Origin of the sequence: Dongia sp. (assembly GCF_041918875.1) — a bacterium.
In the GTDB taxonomy this organism is placed as follows: domain Bacteria; phylum Pseudomonadota; class Alphaproteobacteria; order Dongiales; family Dongiaceae; genus Dongia.
The window spans coordinates 62,276-77,166 of the sequence record NZ_JAYRUV010000014.1; the positions used below are offsets into that span (position 1 = coordinate 62,276).

Annotated in this window: 15 protein-coding genes; 4 read left to right on the forward strand and 11 right to left on the reverse strand. The window is 64.4% G+C overall.

The annotated features are described in order from the left end of the window. Positions 1–11: 11 nt before the first annotated feature. The 10 genes from ACE3TY_RS15415 to coxB all read right to left on the reverse strand — a co-directional run bounded on the left by ACE3TY_RS15415 (position 12) and on the right by coxB (position 10,112). Positions 12–2,099: an ATP-binding protein gene (locus ACE3TY_RS15415; protein WP_374654507.1), complete on the reverse strand. Its 2,088-nt coding sequence runs from the start codon at positions 2,097–2,099 to the stop codon at positions 12–14. 135 nt (positions 2,100–2,234) lie between these two features. Next, positions 2,235–3,728, reverse strand: a complete 1,494-nt coding sequence (locus tag ACE3TY_RS15420) for a carboxypeptidase M32 (protein WP_374654509.1) — start codon at positions 3,726–3,728, stop codon at positions 2,235–2,237. Positions 3,729–3,737: 9 nt separating this feature from the next. Further along, positions 3,738–4,460: an SURF1 family protein gene (locus ACE3TY_RS15425; protein WP_374654511.1), complete on the reverse strand. Its 723-nt coding sequence runs from the start codon at positions 4,458–4,460 to the stop codon at positions 3,738–3,740. A 7-nt stretch (positions 4,461–4,467) separates the two neighbouring features. Then, the gene (locus ACE3TY_RS15430) at positions 4,468–4,824 is read right to left on the reverse strand and encodes a DUF983 domain-containing protein (RefSeq protein ID WP_374654513.1); all 357 of its coding nucleotides are present in this window, start codon (positions 4,822–4,824) and stop codon (positions 4,468–4,470) included. Positions 4,825–4,850: 26 nt separating this feature from the next. Next, entirely contained in the window at positions 4,851–5,672 is an 822-nt protein-coding gene (locus ACE3TY_RS15435; protein ID WP_374654515.1) for a cytochrome c oxidase subunit 3, read from the reverse strand. A gap of 77 nt (positions 5,673–5,749) precedes the next feature. Then, complete coding sequence (locus ACE3TY_RS15440) at positions 5,750–6,367, reverse strand: cytochrome c oxidase assembly protein (RefSeq protein WP_374654517.1); 618 nt, start codon at positions 6,365–6,367, stop codon at positions 5,750–5,752. Further along, positions 6,367–6,501, reverse strand: coding sequence for a hypothetical protein (locus ACE3TY_RS15445; RefSeq protein ID WP_374654519.1), 135 nt, complete (start codon positions 6,499–6,501; stop codon positions 6,367–6,369). The genes ACE3TY_RS15440 and ACE3TY_RS15445 overlap by 1 nt, the downstream gene beginning before the upstream one ends. A 2-nt stretch (positions 6,502–6,503) precedes the next feature. Beyond that, the gene (cyoE, locus tag ACE3TY_RS15450; protein WP_374654666.1) at positions 6,504–7,397 is read right to left on the reverse strand and encodes a heme o synthase; all 894 of its coding nucleotides are present in this window, start codon (positions 7,395–7,397) and stop codon (positions 6,504–6,506) included. A gap of 127 nt (positions 7,398–7,524) precedes the next feature. Continuing rightward, complete coding sequence (gene ctaD, locus ACE3TY_RS15455; RefSeq protein WP_374654521.1) at positions 7,525–9,147, reverse strand: cytochrome c oxidase subunit I; 1,623 nt, start codon at positions 9,145–9,147, stop codon at positions 7,525–7,527. Positions 9,148–9,182: 35 nt separating this feature from the next. Further along, complete coding sequence (coxB, locus tag ACE3TY_RS15460; protein ID WP_374654523.1) at positions 9,183–10,112, reverse strand: cytochrome c oxidase subunit II; 930 nt, start codon at positions 10,110–10,112, stop codon at positions 9,183–9,185. A 456-nt stretch (positions 10,113–10,568) separates the two neighbouring features. On the opposite strand from coxB, the gene hrcA reads away from it, so the two are divergent. The 3 genes from hrcA (at position 10,569) to ACE3TY_RS15475 (ending at position 13,297) form a co-directional block, all read left to right on the forward strand. Beyond that, on the forward strand, positions 10,569–11,663 hold the full coding sequence (hrcA, locus tag ACE3TY_RS15465; RefSeq protein ID WP_374654525.1) for a heat-inducible transcriptional repressor HrcA: 1,095 nt from the start codon (positions 10,569–10,571) through the stop codon (positions 11,661–11,663). 39 nt (positions 11,664–11,702) lie between these two features. Next, positions 11,703–12,287 carry a nucleotide exchange factor GrpE gene (gene grpE / locus ACE3TY_RS15470; RefSeq protein WP_374654668.1) on the forward strand — a complete coding sequence of 195 codons (585 nt, stop codon included), beginning with the start codon at positions 11,703–11,705 and terminating at the stop codon, positions 12,285–12,287. A 113-nt stretch (positions 12,288–12,400) separates the two neighbouring features. Next, positions 12,401–13,297, forward strand: a complete 897-nt coding sequence (locus ACE3TY_RS15475) for a DMT family transporter (RefSeq protein WP_374654527.1) — start codon at positions 12,401–12,403, stop codon at positions 13,295–13,297. Between the two features lie 4 nt (positions 13,298–13,301). On the opposite strand, the gene ACE3TY_RS15480 is transcribed toward ACE3TY_RS15475, so the two are convergent. Further along, complete coding sequence (locus ACE3TY_RS15480; protein WP_374654529.1) at positions 13,302–14,306, reverse strand: helix-turn-helix domain-containing protein; 1,005 nt, start codon at positions 14,304–14,306, stop codon at positions 13,302–13,304. Between the two features lie 261 nt (positions 14,307–14,567). Here ACE3TY_RS15480 and ACE3TY_RS15485 point away from each other — a divergent pair, with 261 nt between their 5' ends. Beyond that, the gene (locus tag ACE3TY_RS15485; protein ID WP_374654531.1) at positions 14,568–14,882 is read left to right on the forward strand and encodes a hypothetical protein; all 315 of its coding nucleotides are present in this window, start codon (positions 14,568–14,570) and stop codon (positions 14,880–14,882) included. Positions 14,883–14,891: the final 9 nt, after the last annotated feature.

Genomic DNA, 14,891 nt, shown 5'->3' on the forward strand with positions numbered 1-14,891 from the left:
AATGGCGACTTTCAGCCGGTCGTGCGCGTCAGGGTCTCCAGCATATGCAGGCGGGATTCGGGCAAGGTCAGGGTCACGGTGGTGCCCTTGCCGAAGACGCTTTCGATGCTGACCTTGCCGCCATGCATTTCGGCCAGCTTCTGCGAGATGGCGAGTCCCAGCCCGGTTCCCTCCCGCTTATGGCGGAAATCGGCGCCCGAACCCTGGAAAAAGGGTTCGAAAATGCGGGCCAGGGTCTCGGGCGTCATGCCGATGCCGCGATCCGTCACGGCGATGGCGATGCCATCCTTGCCCGTGGCCGGCGGGCGGCGGACAGTGACGCTGACCACGCTGCCCGCCTGGCTGAATTTAACGGCATTGGAGATGAGGTTGATGAGAATCTGGCGCACGCTGCGCTGGTCGGCGTAGAGGCCGAGATTGGCGACCGGATTGTCGATCTCGATGCCGACCTGGCGCTTGGCGGCTTCCCGTTCGTTGAGCCGCGCGGACCCGGCGATGAGCGGTGCCAGCTCCCCCAGCTCCTCGTTGAGCTCGAAGCGGCCGGCCTCGATCTTCGACATGTCCAGGATGTCGTTGATGAGGGTGAGGAGGTGCTGGCCTGAATCGGCGATGTCCTCGATATATTCGCGCTGCTTGGGTGTCAGCGGCCCGAACGATTCCGCATTGAGGACTTCGGCAAAGCCGATGATGGAATTCATCGGCGTCCTGAGTTCATGGCTCATCGAGGCGAGGAAGCTCGATTTGGCGCGATTTGCCTCCTCGGCATGGAGGCGTGCCTCCTGCAGTTCCCGCTCGCGCTGGGCCAATGCCAGCTCTCTGGTCTTCAGGACGGTCACGTCGGTCATCATGCCGCGCAGCTCCAGCGATCCATCGGCCTTGCGGTCGATGCGGAAGAGGTCGCGGATCCACACGGTCGAACCGTCCCGGTGAATGAGGCGGTACTCCCATTCGTAATCCTGCTCCGGCTTCAAATCGCGGCCCGTGATCTGTTCCATGCGCACGCGGTCTTCCGGGTCCATGAAACCGAACCAGGCCATCGGCTTGTGCCATTCGGCGATCGAATAGCCGGTCATCGCCTCGATCCGGTCGCTGATGAAGGAATAGGTGATGAAGTCCGGCCCCGGCATGGCATAGGGCGAAACCTTGTTGTTGTCGATGAGGATGCGCAGCCGCGATTCATTCTCGGCGATGCGGTCCTGCTGCCGGTCATGTTCCGACCGCGCCACCGCGGCCGCGATCAGCCCCAGCTCGCAGCTCAGCAGAAACAGCATCAGCGCCGCATGCTCATGCGTTCCGGCGATATGGTGGAAGAGGATCGCGCCATGATGCGACCCGCTCATCATGATGAGCGCGAAGGCGAGAGCGGCAAGGCTGGCGCCGCGCCTTCCATATCGGGTCAGTACATAAAACGCCGGCGGCAGGGCCAGCAGACACAGGAAGACCAGTTCGCGGATGATGGAAAGCGGCGGATTCAGCGTCAGCCATAGGAACAGCGACGCCGCGACCGCGACCCAGAACAATTCGGCCCGATAGGGCGGGCGCGACTGGGCCTGCGTCGTCCAGACGAGCATGAAGGGAACGACCGCCAGCAAGGTCACGGCGTTGGCGCCCAGCATGACGATGAAGGCGGGCATGGGGTCGCGGACGGCCCCCATCATGGTCGCGACGCTCGTGGTGGCGGTGAATACCGCGGCGGGGACGAGCACGGCCGCCACGAGCAGCAGCTTCCACAAGTCGCGCTGCCAGCGCAGGCGCAGGTCGATCGGCACGGCAACCAGCGTCAATAGATAGACAAGGCCGGCACCGGCCAGATCGGCGGCTCCGGTGGCAATGGCCATCGGCCAGTCGTCCTGGATGAGATAGCGCGCGCCAATGCCGGCTGCCAGCAAGACCGGCGCCATGCGCCAGCCCAGGAGGAGGAGCGGTGCCAGCAGAAGGGCCGGGGCTCCCCACAGGATGGCGGCCAGTTCCGGCCAATAAATCCCGATTTCGAAGGCGATGCGATAGGCATAGGCGATGCCCAGCGCTGCCAGCAAAGCGACATAGGGCCGCCGTGCCGGTTCAATCGTCGCCCAGGATCTGCCGCCGCTTTTCTTCATTCACCCCAGCCAGGCCACCATGCTGCCAAGCCACGCCGGGCGACTCAAGCGATTAAGTGAATTCCGTGACACCGCACAGATTAGGGTGTGCGCCGGCCGTGGGGACAAGGCGAAGGGGCGCCGAATCCTCCGATTTCACGCATTCAGATAGCGCCTTTCCAGGTGGCGCCGGAAGACCCCGGCATCGAGCGGCTTGCCGGTTGCGGCGCGGATGATTTCGGGCGAACTGAGGCTCGATGCCCGCCCATGCACGTTGACGCGCAGCCAGCCGATGAGCGGCGCAAAATCGCCGCGTTCGATCGCCGCCGGGATGCCGGGTTCCGCATCGATGGCGGCGGCAAAGAACTGCGCGGCAGTCATGGCGCCCAGGCTATAGCAGGGGAAATAGCCGAAGGCGCCGTCGAACCAGTGGATATCCTGGAGGCAACCCTCGCGGTCGCTGGTGACGGTGAGGTCGAGGAGCTGCTTCATGCCCGCGTTCCAGGCCGCCGGCAGATCGGGCAGCTTGAGGTCGCCCGCGACGAGCGCCTGTTCCAGCCGGTAGCGCAGGATGACATGCGCCGGATAGGTCACCTCGTCGGCCGAGACGCGGATGAAGCCGGGTTCGACCCTGGTATAGAAGCGGGCGAGATTATCGGGCGCAAAAGCCGCCCCGTTTCCAGGATAGGTCTCGCTCAGCAGCGGAGAGAGGTAGCGGCAGAAAGCAAGGCTGCGCGCCGCCTGCATCTCGACGATCAGGGATTGGCTTTCGTGGAGCGCCATGCCGCGCGCCTGGCCGACCGGCTGGCGGCGCCACGCCACCGGCAGGCCCCGCTCGTACATGGCATGGCCCGTCTCGTGGACGACGCCCATCATGGCGTCGGCGAACTGTTCCTCGTTGTAGCGCGTGGTGATGCGCACATCGTCGGGCGTGCCGCCGCAGAAAGGATGCAGCGAGGTGTCGAGCCGGCCGTGATGGAAGTCGAAGCCGATCGTCGCCATCAGCTTCTCGCCGAGCTTCTTCTGCGACTCGATGCTGAAGGGTCCCTTGGGGTAGACGATGGGGACCTGGCGCTTCTGGTGCTCCAGCACCCGGCCCAGGAAATCCGGCAGGAAGGCCGCGTAATCGTCGAAGATCGGCGTGATGTCGGCAGCGCGCGCCCCTGGCTCGAATTCGTCCATCAACGCGTCATAGGGGGAAAGATCCAGCTTTTCCGCCTTGGCCGCCGCGGCTTCGCGGGTGAGGTCGAGCACGGCCTGCAGCCTGGGCAGGACCAGCTTGAAATCGCCCTTGGGCCGCGCCTCGCGCCACGTCTTCTCGCAGGCCGCGCGCGCCTTGGTGCTGGCCTCGACCAGATCGGGGCTGAGCGCCGTCGCATGCGTGTGGACGCGCTTCATTTCGCGCAGATTGGCACGCTGCCATTCGTCGAGCCCACCTTCGCCGGCGAGCGCCAGCAGATCGCCGGTCTCGGCCGAGGTCAGCATTTCGTGGGCGATGACGTTGATCGTGGCCAATTGTTCGGCGCGGCTTTCATGGCCGCCTTCGGGCATGACGGCTGCCATGTCCCAATGCAGCATGCCGGCCGCTTCGCCGAGCGCGCCCATGCGGGCAAAGCGCTTTTCCAACTGGGTATAGGCGTTGCTGCTCATCTTTCGGGATCACTCCGCGCGTTGGCTGCCGGTCTTGAATCCATGGATGGCATAAATGACGGCCAGCGCCAAGGCCAGGGCACCCCAGGTGATCGCATATTGCAGATGATCGTTGGGCATCTGGATCCGCGTCTGCCCGCCCAGGGGATAATTCCCCGGAATCTCGGTCTTCACCGCGTCGAGATAGAGATCGTCGCGGAAGGCTAGGCCGCTGGCGGCCGCCATCTCGGCCGGGGCCAGATAGAACCAGCGGTTCTTCGCCGGCTCATTGTCCGGCTGGAACCAGCCCTGCACCTGCGGCAGGCGGACGATGCCGTCGAAGGCGACTGCGTTCGCGAATTGGCCGCCAGGCCGGGCCGCCGCGTCGCGCTTTTCCTCCGGCACCCAGCCGCGGTTGACAAGCAGTGCCTGGGTGCCGTCGGCGGGCAGGAACGGTGTGACGATCCAATAGCCGACATTGCCGTTCTGGGAGCGCGCCGGCATGTAGAATTCATGCGCGTGATCGAAGCGGCCGTCGAGCGCCACGCGGCGGAACTCCACCTCGGCCAGGTCGCTTCCCACGGGCGGCAGGGCGACTGGCGCAGCGGTCGTGCGTTCGACCCGCGCGGCGATCAGCCCTTCCTTCCAGTAAAGCCGCTGCACCTGCCAGACGCAGAGCGCCAGCATGAACAGCACGGCCGGAACGGTGAACAGGGTCGGCCACAGGCCTGGCCGGAAAGCACGCGCATTCATATCGGGTCTATTCGTTACGGTGTTCGGCGGCCTGGTGGTGGAATTGCAGGGCCACGAGAATGCCCTTGGCCGGGCGCAACAGGCCGATGGCGCCGCCGCCCACGATCACCGGCCAGATCAGGATATGCACCCAGATGGGCGGCTCAAAGGCGAATTCAAGCCAGATCGCCAGGGGGGCGACGATGGCGCCCAGGATCATGATGATGAAGACCGCCGGCCCGTCGCCGCTGTCGGCCGATTTGAGGTCGGCACCGCAGGCCGGGCAGGTCTCATTGAGCGTCAAGACGCCACGAAAAAGCCTGCCCCGCCCGCAGCGCGGGCAACGGCAGGCCAATCCGGTCAGAATGGGCGAGGGCGCGCTCAACGCACCCTCACCGGAACCCGTTCGTCTCAGCCATGGTAGGGCCCGGGACCCGAACCCCAGATGTAGACGAAGGTGAACAGGAACAGCCAGACCACGTCGACGAAGTGCCAGTACCAGGCGGCCGCCTCGAAGCCGAAATGATGGTCGGGCGTGAACTGGCCCTTGAGGCCGCGGATCAGGCAGACCAGCAGGAACAGGGTGCCGACGATCACGTGGAAGCCGTGGAAACCGGTCGCCATGTAGAAGGTCGACGAATAGATGCCGTCCTTGAAGGCGAACGGCGCATGCAGATATTCGAAGGCCTGGAAGCTGGTGAAGATGACGCCCAGCAGCACGGTCAGCGACAGGCCCTGGATGAAGCTCTTGCGGTCGCCTTCGCGCAGGGCATGGTGCGCCCAGGTGACGGTGCAACCCGAGAGCAGCAGGATGAGGGTGTTGAGCAGCGGAATGGCCAGCGGATCCAGCACCAGCACGCCCTGGGGCGGCCACACGCCGCCGATCGCTTCCTTGGGAAAGAGCGAGGCGTCGAAGAAGGCCCAGAAGAAAGCGACGAAGAACATCACTTCCGAAGCGATGAAGAGGGCCATGCCGTAGCGCAGGCCGATCTGCACGACCGGGGTATGCGCCTTGTCCACTTCGGCCTCGCGCACCACGTCGCGCCACCACCCGTACATGGTGCCGAGGATCATCACCAGGCCGGGGACGATCGCATAGAGCGGCAACTTGTCGTGCATGTAGAGCACCATGCCCATGAAGAACACGCCGCCGGCAAGGCTGCCGACCAGCGGCCAAGGGCTCGGATTGACGAGGTGGTAGGGATGGTTTGGCTTATGGGCCGCGTCGCTCATGGCTCTCACTCTCTCTTCTAAAACGACCGATCACCCCGGGTTGTCCCCCTGATCGGCCGGATTTCGTCACAATCTACTTAACTGCCGCTGCCTTGGCCAGCTTCCGCCGGCCGGGTTTCCGATTTCGCGCCGCCGGTTCCCACCGCCACGTCCGGGTCGTTGGGCACCTGGAAGAAGGTGTAGGCCAGGGTCACATCCTGCAATTTGGCGAGATACGGATCTTCCTCCAGCTTCGGATCGAGGAAGAAGACGACCGGCATCTCGACCCGTTCGCCGGGTTTCAGAACCTGGCGGTCGAAGCAGAAGCACTGCACCTTGACGAAATACTGCCCGAACACGTCCGGCGATACGTTGAAGGTGGCCGATCCCGTGATCGTGCGGTCGGTCGGATTCTCGGCGATGAAGAGCGCCTTGTAGGTGATTCCGGTACGCACTTCCATGCTCGTGACTTCCGGCCGGAAGTGCCACGGCATGCCTTGGCCCAGATCCGTGTTGAAGGTCACGCGCATGTCGCGCGTGCCGGCCTGGGTGTTATTTCCTTCCGCGCGTTGCGGCGTGCCGCCGAAGCCGGTCGCCTTGCAAAAGAGGTCGTAGAGCGGCACCGAGGCGTAGGCGAGGCCGATCATGCCGGCGACGACGCCCACCAGCGACATCATCACATTGCGGTTGCGCTGCGCGAGGGGCGTCCTGGCCATCACGCACCTCCCATCTTGACGATGGAAACGACGAAGACGAGGACGACGAACAGGATGAGCGCGCCGGCCAGGGCCCAATTGCGCTGCCTGAGGCGCTTCAGCCGCTCCAGTTCGATGGGGTCGGGGCCGGCCATTCTCAAATCCTTCCCAGCAGGGCGACGAGGCCGGGCGCGCGGTCGATCACCAGCATTGCGAAATGCAGGAACAGATAAAGCAGCGAGAAGCCGAACATGCGCTTGGGCCACTTCATGTCATCCGATTTCAGCACGCGCCAGGCGTGGTAGATGAAGCCGACGTTGAGCATGATGGCGGTGGCGCCATAGATCCAGCCGGCGACACCCAGATAGACGGGCGCCAGCGCGATCGGCGCCAGCAGCAGCGTGTAGACCAGCATCTGCCGCTTGGTGGCCTGCATGCCGGCCACGACCGGCATCATCGGCACGCCGGCCTTGGCGTAATCCGGGTTGCGCCAGAGAGCCAGCGCCCAGAAATGCGGCGGCGTCCACATGAAGATGAGGAGGAAGAGCGCGATCGAGGCGATGTCGATCCGCCCCGTGACGGCGGCCCAGCCGATCATCGGCGGGAATGCGCCCGAGGCACCGCCGATGACGATGTTCTGCGGCGTGCGGCGCTTCAGCCACATCGTATAGATGACGACATAGAAGAAGATGGTGAAGGCCAGGAGGGCCGCGGCGGTCAGGTTGACGGCCAGGCCCATCAGCATGACCGCGAAAACGGAAAGGGTCAGCCCGAAGGCCAGCGCCTGCTCCGGCGCCACATAGCCTTTCGGAATGGGACGGCCGCAGGTGCGGCTCATGACGCTGTCGATGTCGCGGTCGTACCACATGTTCATGGCGCCCGAGGCGCCGGCGGCGACCGCGATGCACAGCACCGCCACCGCGCCGATCAGCGGATGGACGTGGCCGGGCGCCACATAGAGGCCGGCGAAACCCGAGAAGACCACCAGCGACATGACGCGCGGCTTGAGGAGCGCCCAGAAATCGCCCACGCGTGCACCGGCCAGCACCATTTCGGATGCCGATTCGCTCTCAAGCGACAGATCGAGCGCGTTGCGACGCACTTTAGCCATTCAAAACTATCCGATCTCAAACCAGTCGGGCGGCGGAGGGTTGCTCCGCCGCCCGCTTTTCGTCACGTCAGTGGTGCTTGGCTGCCTCGATCACCGGCAGCTCTTCAAAGGTATGGAACGGCGGCGGCGAGGGCAGCGTCCATTCCAGCGTGGTGGCACCGGCCCCCCAGGGGTTCGACACCGCCTTGCGGCCGGCGAAGACCGTGTAAAGGGCCATCACCACGAAGAAGAGCGTGGAGCCGAAGGCGATGAAAGCGCCGATCGACGACACATAGTTCCACGTCGCATAGGCGTCCGGATAATCCGGGTAGCGCCGCGGCATGCCCGCCAACCCTAAGAAGTGCTGCGGGAAGAAGGTCAGGTTCACACCGATGAAAGTCGTCACGAAGTGCAGGTGGCCTGCCCAGGCCGGATGCTCGCGGCCGGTGATCTTGGCTATCCAATAATAGTAGGCGGCAAAGATCGCGAACACGGCACCGAGCGAAAGCACGTAGTGGAAATGCGCCACCACGTAATAGGTGTCATGCAGGCTCTGGTCGAGACCGCCATTGGCCAGCACCACGCCGGTCACACCGCCGACGGTGAACAGGAAGATGAAGCCGAAGGCCCAGACCATGGGCACCTTGAACTCGATCGAACCGCCCCACATCGTGGCGATCCAGCTGAATATCTTCACGCCCGTCGGCACGGCGATGACCATCGTGGCGGCGGTGAAATAGGCACGCGTGTCGACATCGAGGCCCACCGTATACATGTGGTGCGCCCAGACGACGAAGCCGACGAAGCCGATCGCGACCATCGCGTAGGCCATGCCGAGATAGCCGAACACCGGCTTCTTCGAGAAGGTCGAGACGATCTGGCTGATGATGCCGAAGCCCGGGAGAATGAGGATGTAGACTTCCGGATGGCCGAAGAACCAGAACAGATGCTGGAACAGGATCGGGTCGCCGCCCTGGTCCGGCTTGAAGAAGGCCGTGCCGAAATTGCGGTCGGTCAGCATCATGGTGATGGCGCCGCCGAAAACCGGCAGCGAGAGGAGCAGCAGGAAGGCCGTGACCAGCACCGACCAGACGAACAGCGGCATCCGGTGCAGCGTCATGCCGGGGGCGCGCATGTTGAAGATGGTGGTGATGAAGTTGATGGCGCCGAGGATCGACGAGGCACCGGCGAGGTGCATCGAGAAGATCGCCATGTCGACCGCCATGCCAGGCTGCCCTTCCGAGCAGAGCGGCGGATAGAGCGTCCAGCCGCAGCCGACACCGCCATCGACGAAGGCCGAGCCGACGAGGAGGGCGATCGAGGGAACGAGCAGCCAGAAGCTGATATTGTTCATGCGCGGGAACGCCATGTCGGGCGCGCCGATCATGAGCGGCACGAACCAGTTGCCGAATCCGCCGATCAGCGCCGGCATGACGGTGAAGAAGATCATCAGCAGGGCGTGGGCGCTGATGATGACGTTCCAATGCTGGCCGTCGACTTGCGCATCGGTGCCGAAATACTGGATGCCGGGGTTCATCAGCTCGGCGCGCATGTAGATCGAGAAGGCACCGCCGATCAGGCCCGCGAAGATCGCGAAGATAAGGTACATCGTGCCGATGTCCTTATGGTTCGTCGAGAAGAGGTAGCGGGATAGACCGGTCGGATGATGGTCGTGATGGGCGTCGTGATGATGTGTACTGACGGGGCTCATGGCTCTTGTCCCTAAATCGGATTAGCTATGTTCGATCAATTGGCCGCCGGGGCCGCGCTGCTCGTTGCGGCCGGTGCGGCAATCGCGACATCCGTCGGATTGCTGCCGGGGACCGTAACCCCGTCTACCTTGGCAAACTTCTTCTGCGCTTCCGCGACCCAGGCATTGTACTCGGCCTCGGTGACGGCGCGGATCTTGATCGGCATATAGGCATGGGCCGTGCCGCACAGTTCCGAGCACTGGCCGTAATAGAGGCCCGGCTTGTCGGCATCGATGTTGAACCAGCTCTCGTTGACGCGGCCCGGCACGGCGTCGTGCTTGATGCCGAAGCTGGGCACGGTCCAGGAATGGATCACATCGGTCGAGGTGATCTGGATGCGGATGTTCTTGCCGACCGGCACGACCACTTCATTGTCGGTCTCCAGAAGGCGCAGCTGGCCGGGCTTCAGATCCGCGGTCTGGATCATGTTCGCGTCGAAGGTGAAATTGCCATTGTCCGGATACTCGTAGGACCAGTACCACTGGTGGCCGATGGCGCGGATGGTGAGGTCGGACTTGGGCAGGTCGAGCTGCTTGTAGAGCAGCTTGAAGCTGGGGATCGAAATGACAATCAGAATCAGGATGGGAATGACGGTCCAGGCGATCTCGAGGCCGGTGTGATGCGTCGTCTTCGAGGGCACCGGGTTCTTCGAGGCGCGGAAGCGGAACATGATATAAAGCAGCAGCAGCATCACGAAGATGCTGATCACCGTGATGATCGGCAGCAGGACCATATTGTGGAAATGATGGCTGTCGGCGGCGATCGAGGTCGCGGCTACCTGCATGCCCAGCTGTTGCGGCTGCGGCGCGCCGATGACGGCGGCTTCCTGGGCGAAGGCCGAACCGGCGCTCCCCAGCAGGGTGGCATTCAGCAGAGCGAAAGCCCCAGCCAGCCTCATTCCGGTATTCGTGCGATTGAGAAACATATCGGTCCCATCCGTTCTGGCTAGGGGATTGGGACTAAAATCCTTAAACAGGATCCGACCCGACCGCCCTGGCATGATCAATCTCGCGATCCGAAGGCCACCGTTGCCGGCTCCCTCCTGGTCGCGCATCCCCTTATCGACTTCGTGCGGCCGATTCCAGTAGCTGGAAAACCTCCGCAAGCAGGCTGAAACTACACGGGACCTTGATCTAGCTCAAGCTTCCCCAAGGGCTAAATGTCGCAGGAAGTGTCTGAAAACGCCCTAAAAATGCGGCGAAAGCATGCGCCTTGGCAAAACCCTGGGGCGAGTGCGGCAATACGCCGCAAGAACCTTGGTCAATATTTGTTAACGATTGGGGAGGATTTGCCGTGGCCGCAGGTAACGGACATAATGCGCCGGACTGTTGAACGCGACCGCGGGACCGCCTAGATACAGCCGGAAAACCTGGGTAACGCCATGCAATATAGACCGAATTCGACCTTGAATCCGAATCAGCACCGGCCGGTCTTGAGCGAATTGTCGGCCCGCTCGCGCGATATTTTCCGGACCATCGTCGAGGCCTATGTCGAAACCGGCGAACCGGTGGGCTCCCGCACGCTGTCGCGCCGGCTCGGCCAGATGACCGGCGGGCAATTGTCGCCGGCGACGATTCGCAACGTCATGGCGGATCTCGAGGAACTGGGCCTGCTCTTTGCCCCGCATACCTCGGCCGGACGCCTGCCCACCGATCTTGGCCTCCGGCTCTTCGTCGACGGACTGATGGAGACGGGGGGCTTGACGGAAGACGACCGTGCCTCGATCGACGTGCAATGCGCCGCCACCGGGCGCTCGCTCCCGGAAGTACTCGATCAGGCGACCTTGATGCTCTCCGGCCTGTCGCGCTGCGCCGGCATGGTGATGGCGCCCAAGAGCGACAGGCCCCTGAAGCATATCGAATTCGTGCATCTGGCGCCCGGCCGCGCCCTCGTCGTCATGGTGACCGAAGGCGGCATGGTCGAGAATCGCATTATCGACGTGCCGCTGGGTCTGCCGTCTTCGGCACTGATCGAGGCCACGAACTATCTCACCACGCGCCTTGCCGGCCGTACGCTCGGGATGGGCCGCGACCAGATCCTCGTGGAACTGGAAAGCGAGCGCGCGGCCCTCGATGCCCTGGCCAAGCAGGTGGTCGAAGCTGGCCTTGCCTCCTGGTCGAAGGAAGACAATAGCGGCGCCCTCATCGTGCGCGGCCAGGCGCATCTCCTTGAGGATGTAACCGGAATCGGCGACCTGGAGCGCCTGCGTTCGCTCTTTGCCGCCCTTGAAACCAAGGAGCAGCTGCTTAAATTGGTCGAGGCGGCGGAAGTGGCCGATGGCGTGCAGATCTATATCGGCGCCGAGAACGACCTTTTCGGCCTTGCCGGCTGTTCGGCGGTCATCTCGCCCTACCGCGACAGCCAGCGCCGGCTGATCGGCGCCATCGGCGTGATCGGCCCCAGCCGCATAAATTATGCGCGCATCATTCCCATGGTGGATTATACCGCCAAGGTCATCGGCCGAATCCTCGGCTGATTCAGCAATTTGATTATCGAGTAGGAGTTCGACGTCGTGATGACGGGTTCTGAGGAAAAAGAGGTTGTGGACAATCCGGTGGGCGGCGCAGAGGAGAATGTGGCGCCGGAGGCGATCGACCTTGCGGCCTTGCAGGCCGACTATCTCGCCATGAAGGACCAGCTGCTGCGCGCGGTGGCCGAGACCGAGAATACGCGCCGCCGTCTGACGCGCGAGCGCGACGAGACCGCCAAATATGCGGCCGCCAGCTTCGCCAAGGAGATGCTCGACGTGGCCGACAATCTGCACCGGGCGCTGGCTGCCATTCCGGCCGAGGCACTGGCCCAGGACGAGGCGCTGAAATCCCTCTTCGACGGCGTCTCCGCGACCGAGCGGCAATTGGATGCGGCCTTCACCCGCCAGCATATCAAGCGCCTGTGGCCCGAAGGCGAGAAGTTCGACAGCAACCTCCACCAGGCCATGTTCGAAGTACCGGGCACCACCCAGCCCAACGGCATCGTGGTCCAGGTGCTGCAGGCCGGCTACACCATGCACGACCGCCTCCTGCGCCCAGCCCTCGTCGGCGTCGCAAAAGGCGACCCCAAACCCGCCGGCGATCCAGGCCATGTCGATACGGTGGCGTGACATCCGTCACTTTGAACGGCCGCAACCGCCTCGTTCCATCCCTCTGCCCCCTTGAGGGGGGCGAGCTGGAGAGGGGGCAGGCGACCCTCTTTCTCCAACGCATATCCGGCCCCATGCCTCACGCCCAGCGCCTTCTCGCCCTACGCCTCCTCATCTCCACCGGCGTGCTGCTTGGCCTCTTCGCGCCGATGGGCAAGATCGCGCGCGAGAGCGGGATTTCCGCGGCCGCCTGGGCTTTCGCCATTGCCGGCGGCGGCGCCCTGGTGCTCCTTGCCATCCTGATGGCGCGCCGGCAGCGCGTGCCGTTCGACCGGCAGCATCTGCGCTATTATCTCGTCACCGCGTTCCTTGCCTACGTCATCCCCAACCTCGTCATCTATACGGCGATCCCGCATCTGGGCGCCGGCATGACGACGATCTATTTCACGCTCTCGCCGATCGTTACCCTGGTCTTCTCGATCCTCCTCGGCACACGCCGCCCGGGCGCGCTGGGGATCGCCGGCATCGTGCTGGGCTGCATCGGGGCGCTCGTCGTCGTCTTCTCCAAGGGGCAGGTCGACCGCCCGGCCGACCTCAGCTGGGCACTCCTCGCTTTGGTCATTCCGCTGAGCCTTGCCGCCGGCAATGTCTACCGCACGATCGACTGGCCCGATGGCGGCGTGCCGCTGGTACTCGCCACGGGCAGCAATGCGGTGGCGGCCCTCTGTCTCATCGCGGCGGCCCTGCTCCTCGACGGCGGCCTGCCGTTCGCGATGCTGGCCCTCAACCCCTTCCTGGTGGCGGCACAGGTGGCGCTGGCGGCGCTTATGTTCGCGCTCTTCTTCCGCCTGCAGGTGGCGGGCGGTCCGGTCTATCTCAGCCAGATCGGCTATGTCGCCGCCGCCACCGGCCTCATCGTCGGCGTTTGCGTGCTGGGCGAACGCTATGGGCCGGTCACCTGGGCGGGCGCCGCCGTCATCGTCGCCGGCGTCGTCGCCACGACCTTCGATCGCGGGCCACGGGCCGCCTAGGAACCTACAGCGGATCGCCGCCGCGTCGCGGCACGCCGTTCAGCTCCGTTCCGGCACGTTCGAAAGCGCTGCGGTATTGGCGCGGCGACTTGCGGTAGGCGGCGCGGAACAGGCGGCTGAAATGCGCCTGGCTGGCAAAGCCCGCCGCCAGCGCGATCTCGCCGATCTGGCGGGCGGTGGCATCCAGCGCTTCCAATTGCCGCCGCGCCCGCTCCAGGCGCCGCTGGCGCAGGAATTCGCCGAACGTGGTGCCGTCCTCGCGGAACAGCATGGCGACATAGCGTGCGCTGATGCGGTATTTCGCGGCCGCCACCTGCACGCCCAGCATCGGCTCGTGGAGATGTTCCTCGACGAAATCCTTGATCCGGCGCAGCAAGGCGGCGCGGTAGGGCGTCGTGGCGGGCTCCTGCGCCATCACGTCGCCGAGCGCGATGCCGAGCAGGTCGACCGCGTGGCCGGCGATGCGCAGCGCGGTCGGCTGGCTGAGGTCCGCCGCAGCCGCGCCGAAATTCTCATAGAGGTTGGTGAAGAAGCCGATCGTCATCTGCTGCATCGGCAGGCCGGCCGGCAGCTTGGCGGCGGCAAAACGAGCGCCCGTCGGCAGCCTGTCGGCCAGCGCCTCGCGCGGCAGGCTGAGCGCCAGGGTGAGGGCGTTGCCGGGAATGCTGTAGGCCGACGGCAGCCGCGCGTCGACCAGCGCCATGTCGTGCCGTTCCAGGGTCACGTCGCTGTCGCCATGCCGAAGGTGAATCGTGCCGTCGAGGTTGATCAGCAGCAGACAGCGTTCGCCCAGCACCGTGCGCCTGCCGCTCTGTGCGGTCGTGCTGATCTGCGCCAGCTTGATGTCGTCGAGGCTGCCGGCCGTCAATTCGGCACGGAAGGGCGCATCTCCCTGCGGCCGGATCGACATCGGCAGGTAGACGCGCGCGACGCAGGCCTCCCAATAGGCCAGCCGCTCGCCGGACGGCACATCCTCGGTCGAGAGCGTCAGCATGCCCCGTTTCGCCATCGCCCCCATCTGGCTTTCGCCCCCACCCATCGCCCTTAAGACTACTGTCCTGCGATGGCCGTTCTCGACAAGGGCCGGCGGCAAAGTTTGTTTGGAAAAGAAGCAAGTTTTGCATGAGCGGGAACAATCAAACCGAGTTCTGTCGAACGCCCGCTTCAATCAATAAAGCGTTAATTCTTAACGTCGACCTTGCCGGCTTGCGGACAATGTTCCCAAAGAGGGCACGTCGTCCATCCATCATGTTCCTGGGCTGGGGTGCCAATGCATTCGCGATTTCAGATTCGGCGGTACGAGGTTCTGGCCCAGCGGAGCGCGGCCCTGGCGACGACCGCCGAGCGCGTTGTCGGCGAGCTGCTGCAGCTCGCCCGCGAGCAGGACAGCGCCGCCCTGGTGCGCCTTACCGATACCTATTGCGGCGCTATCGACGCCGTGCGGCGCGCCATCGTCAGTGGCGAGGATCTGGCTGTCAGTCTCTACCGGATGGAAGCGGTCGGCCGCGATATCGCCACCTTGCTCAACGCCCTGCAGCAGGACGTGGCGCTGGATCCGCCGCGCTCGGCCGCCGCGCCGATCTAAGCCCGCCAC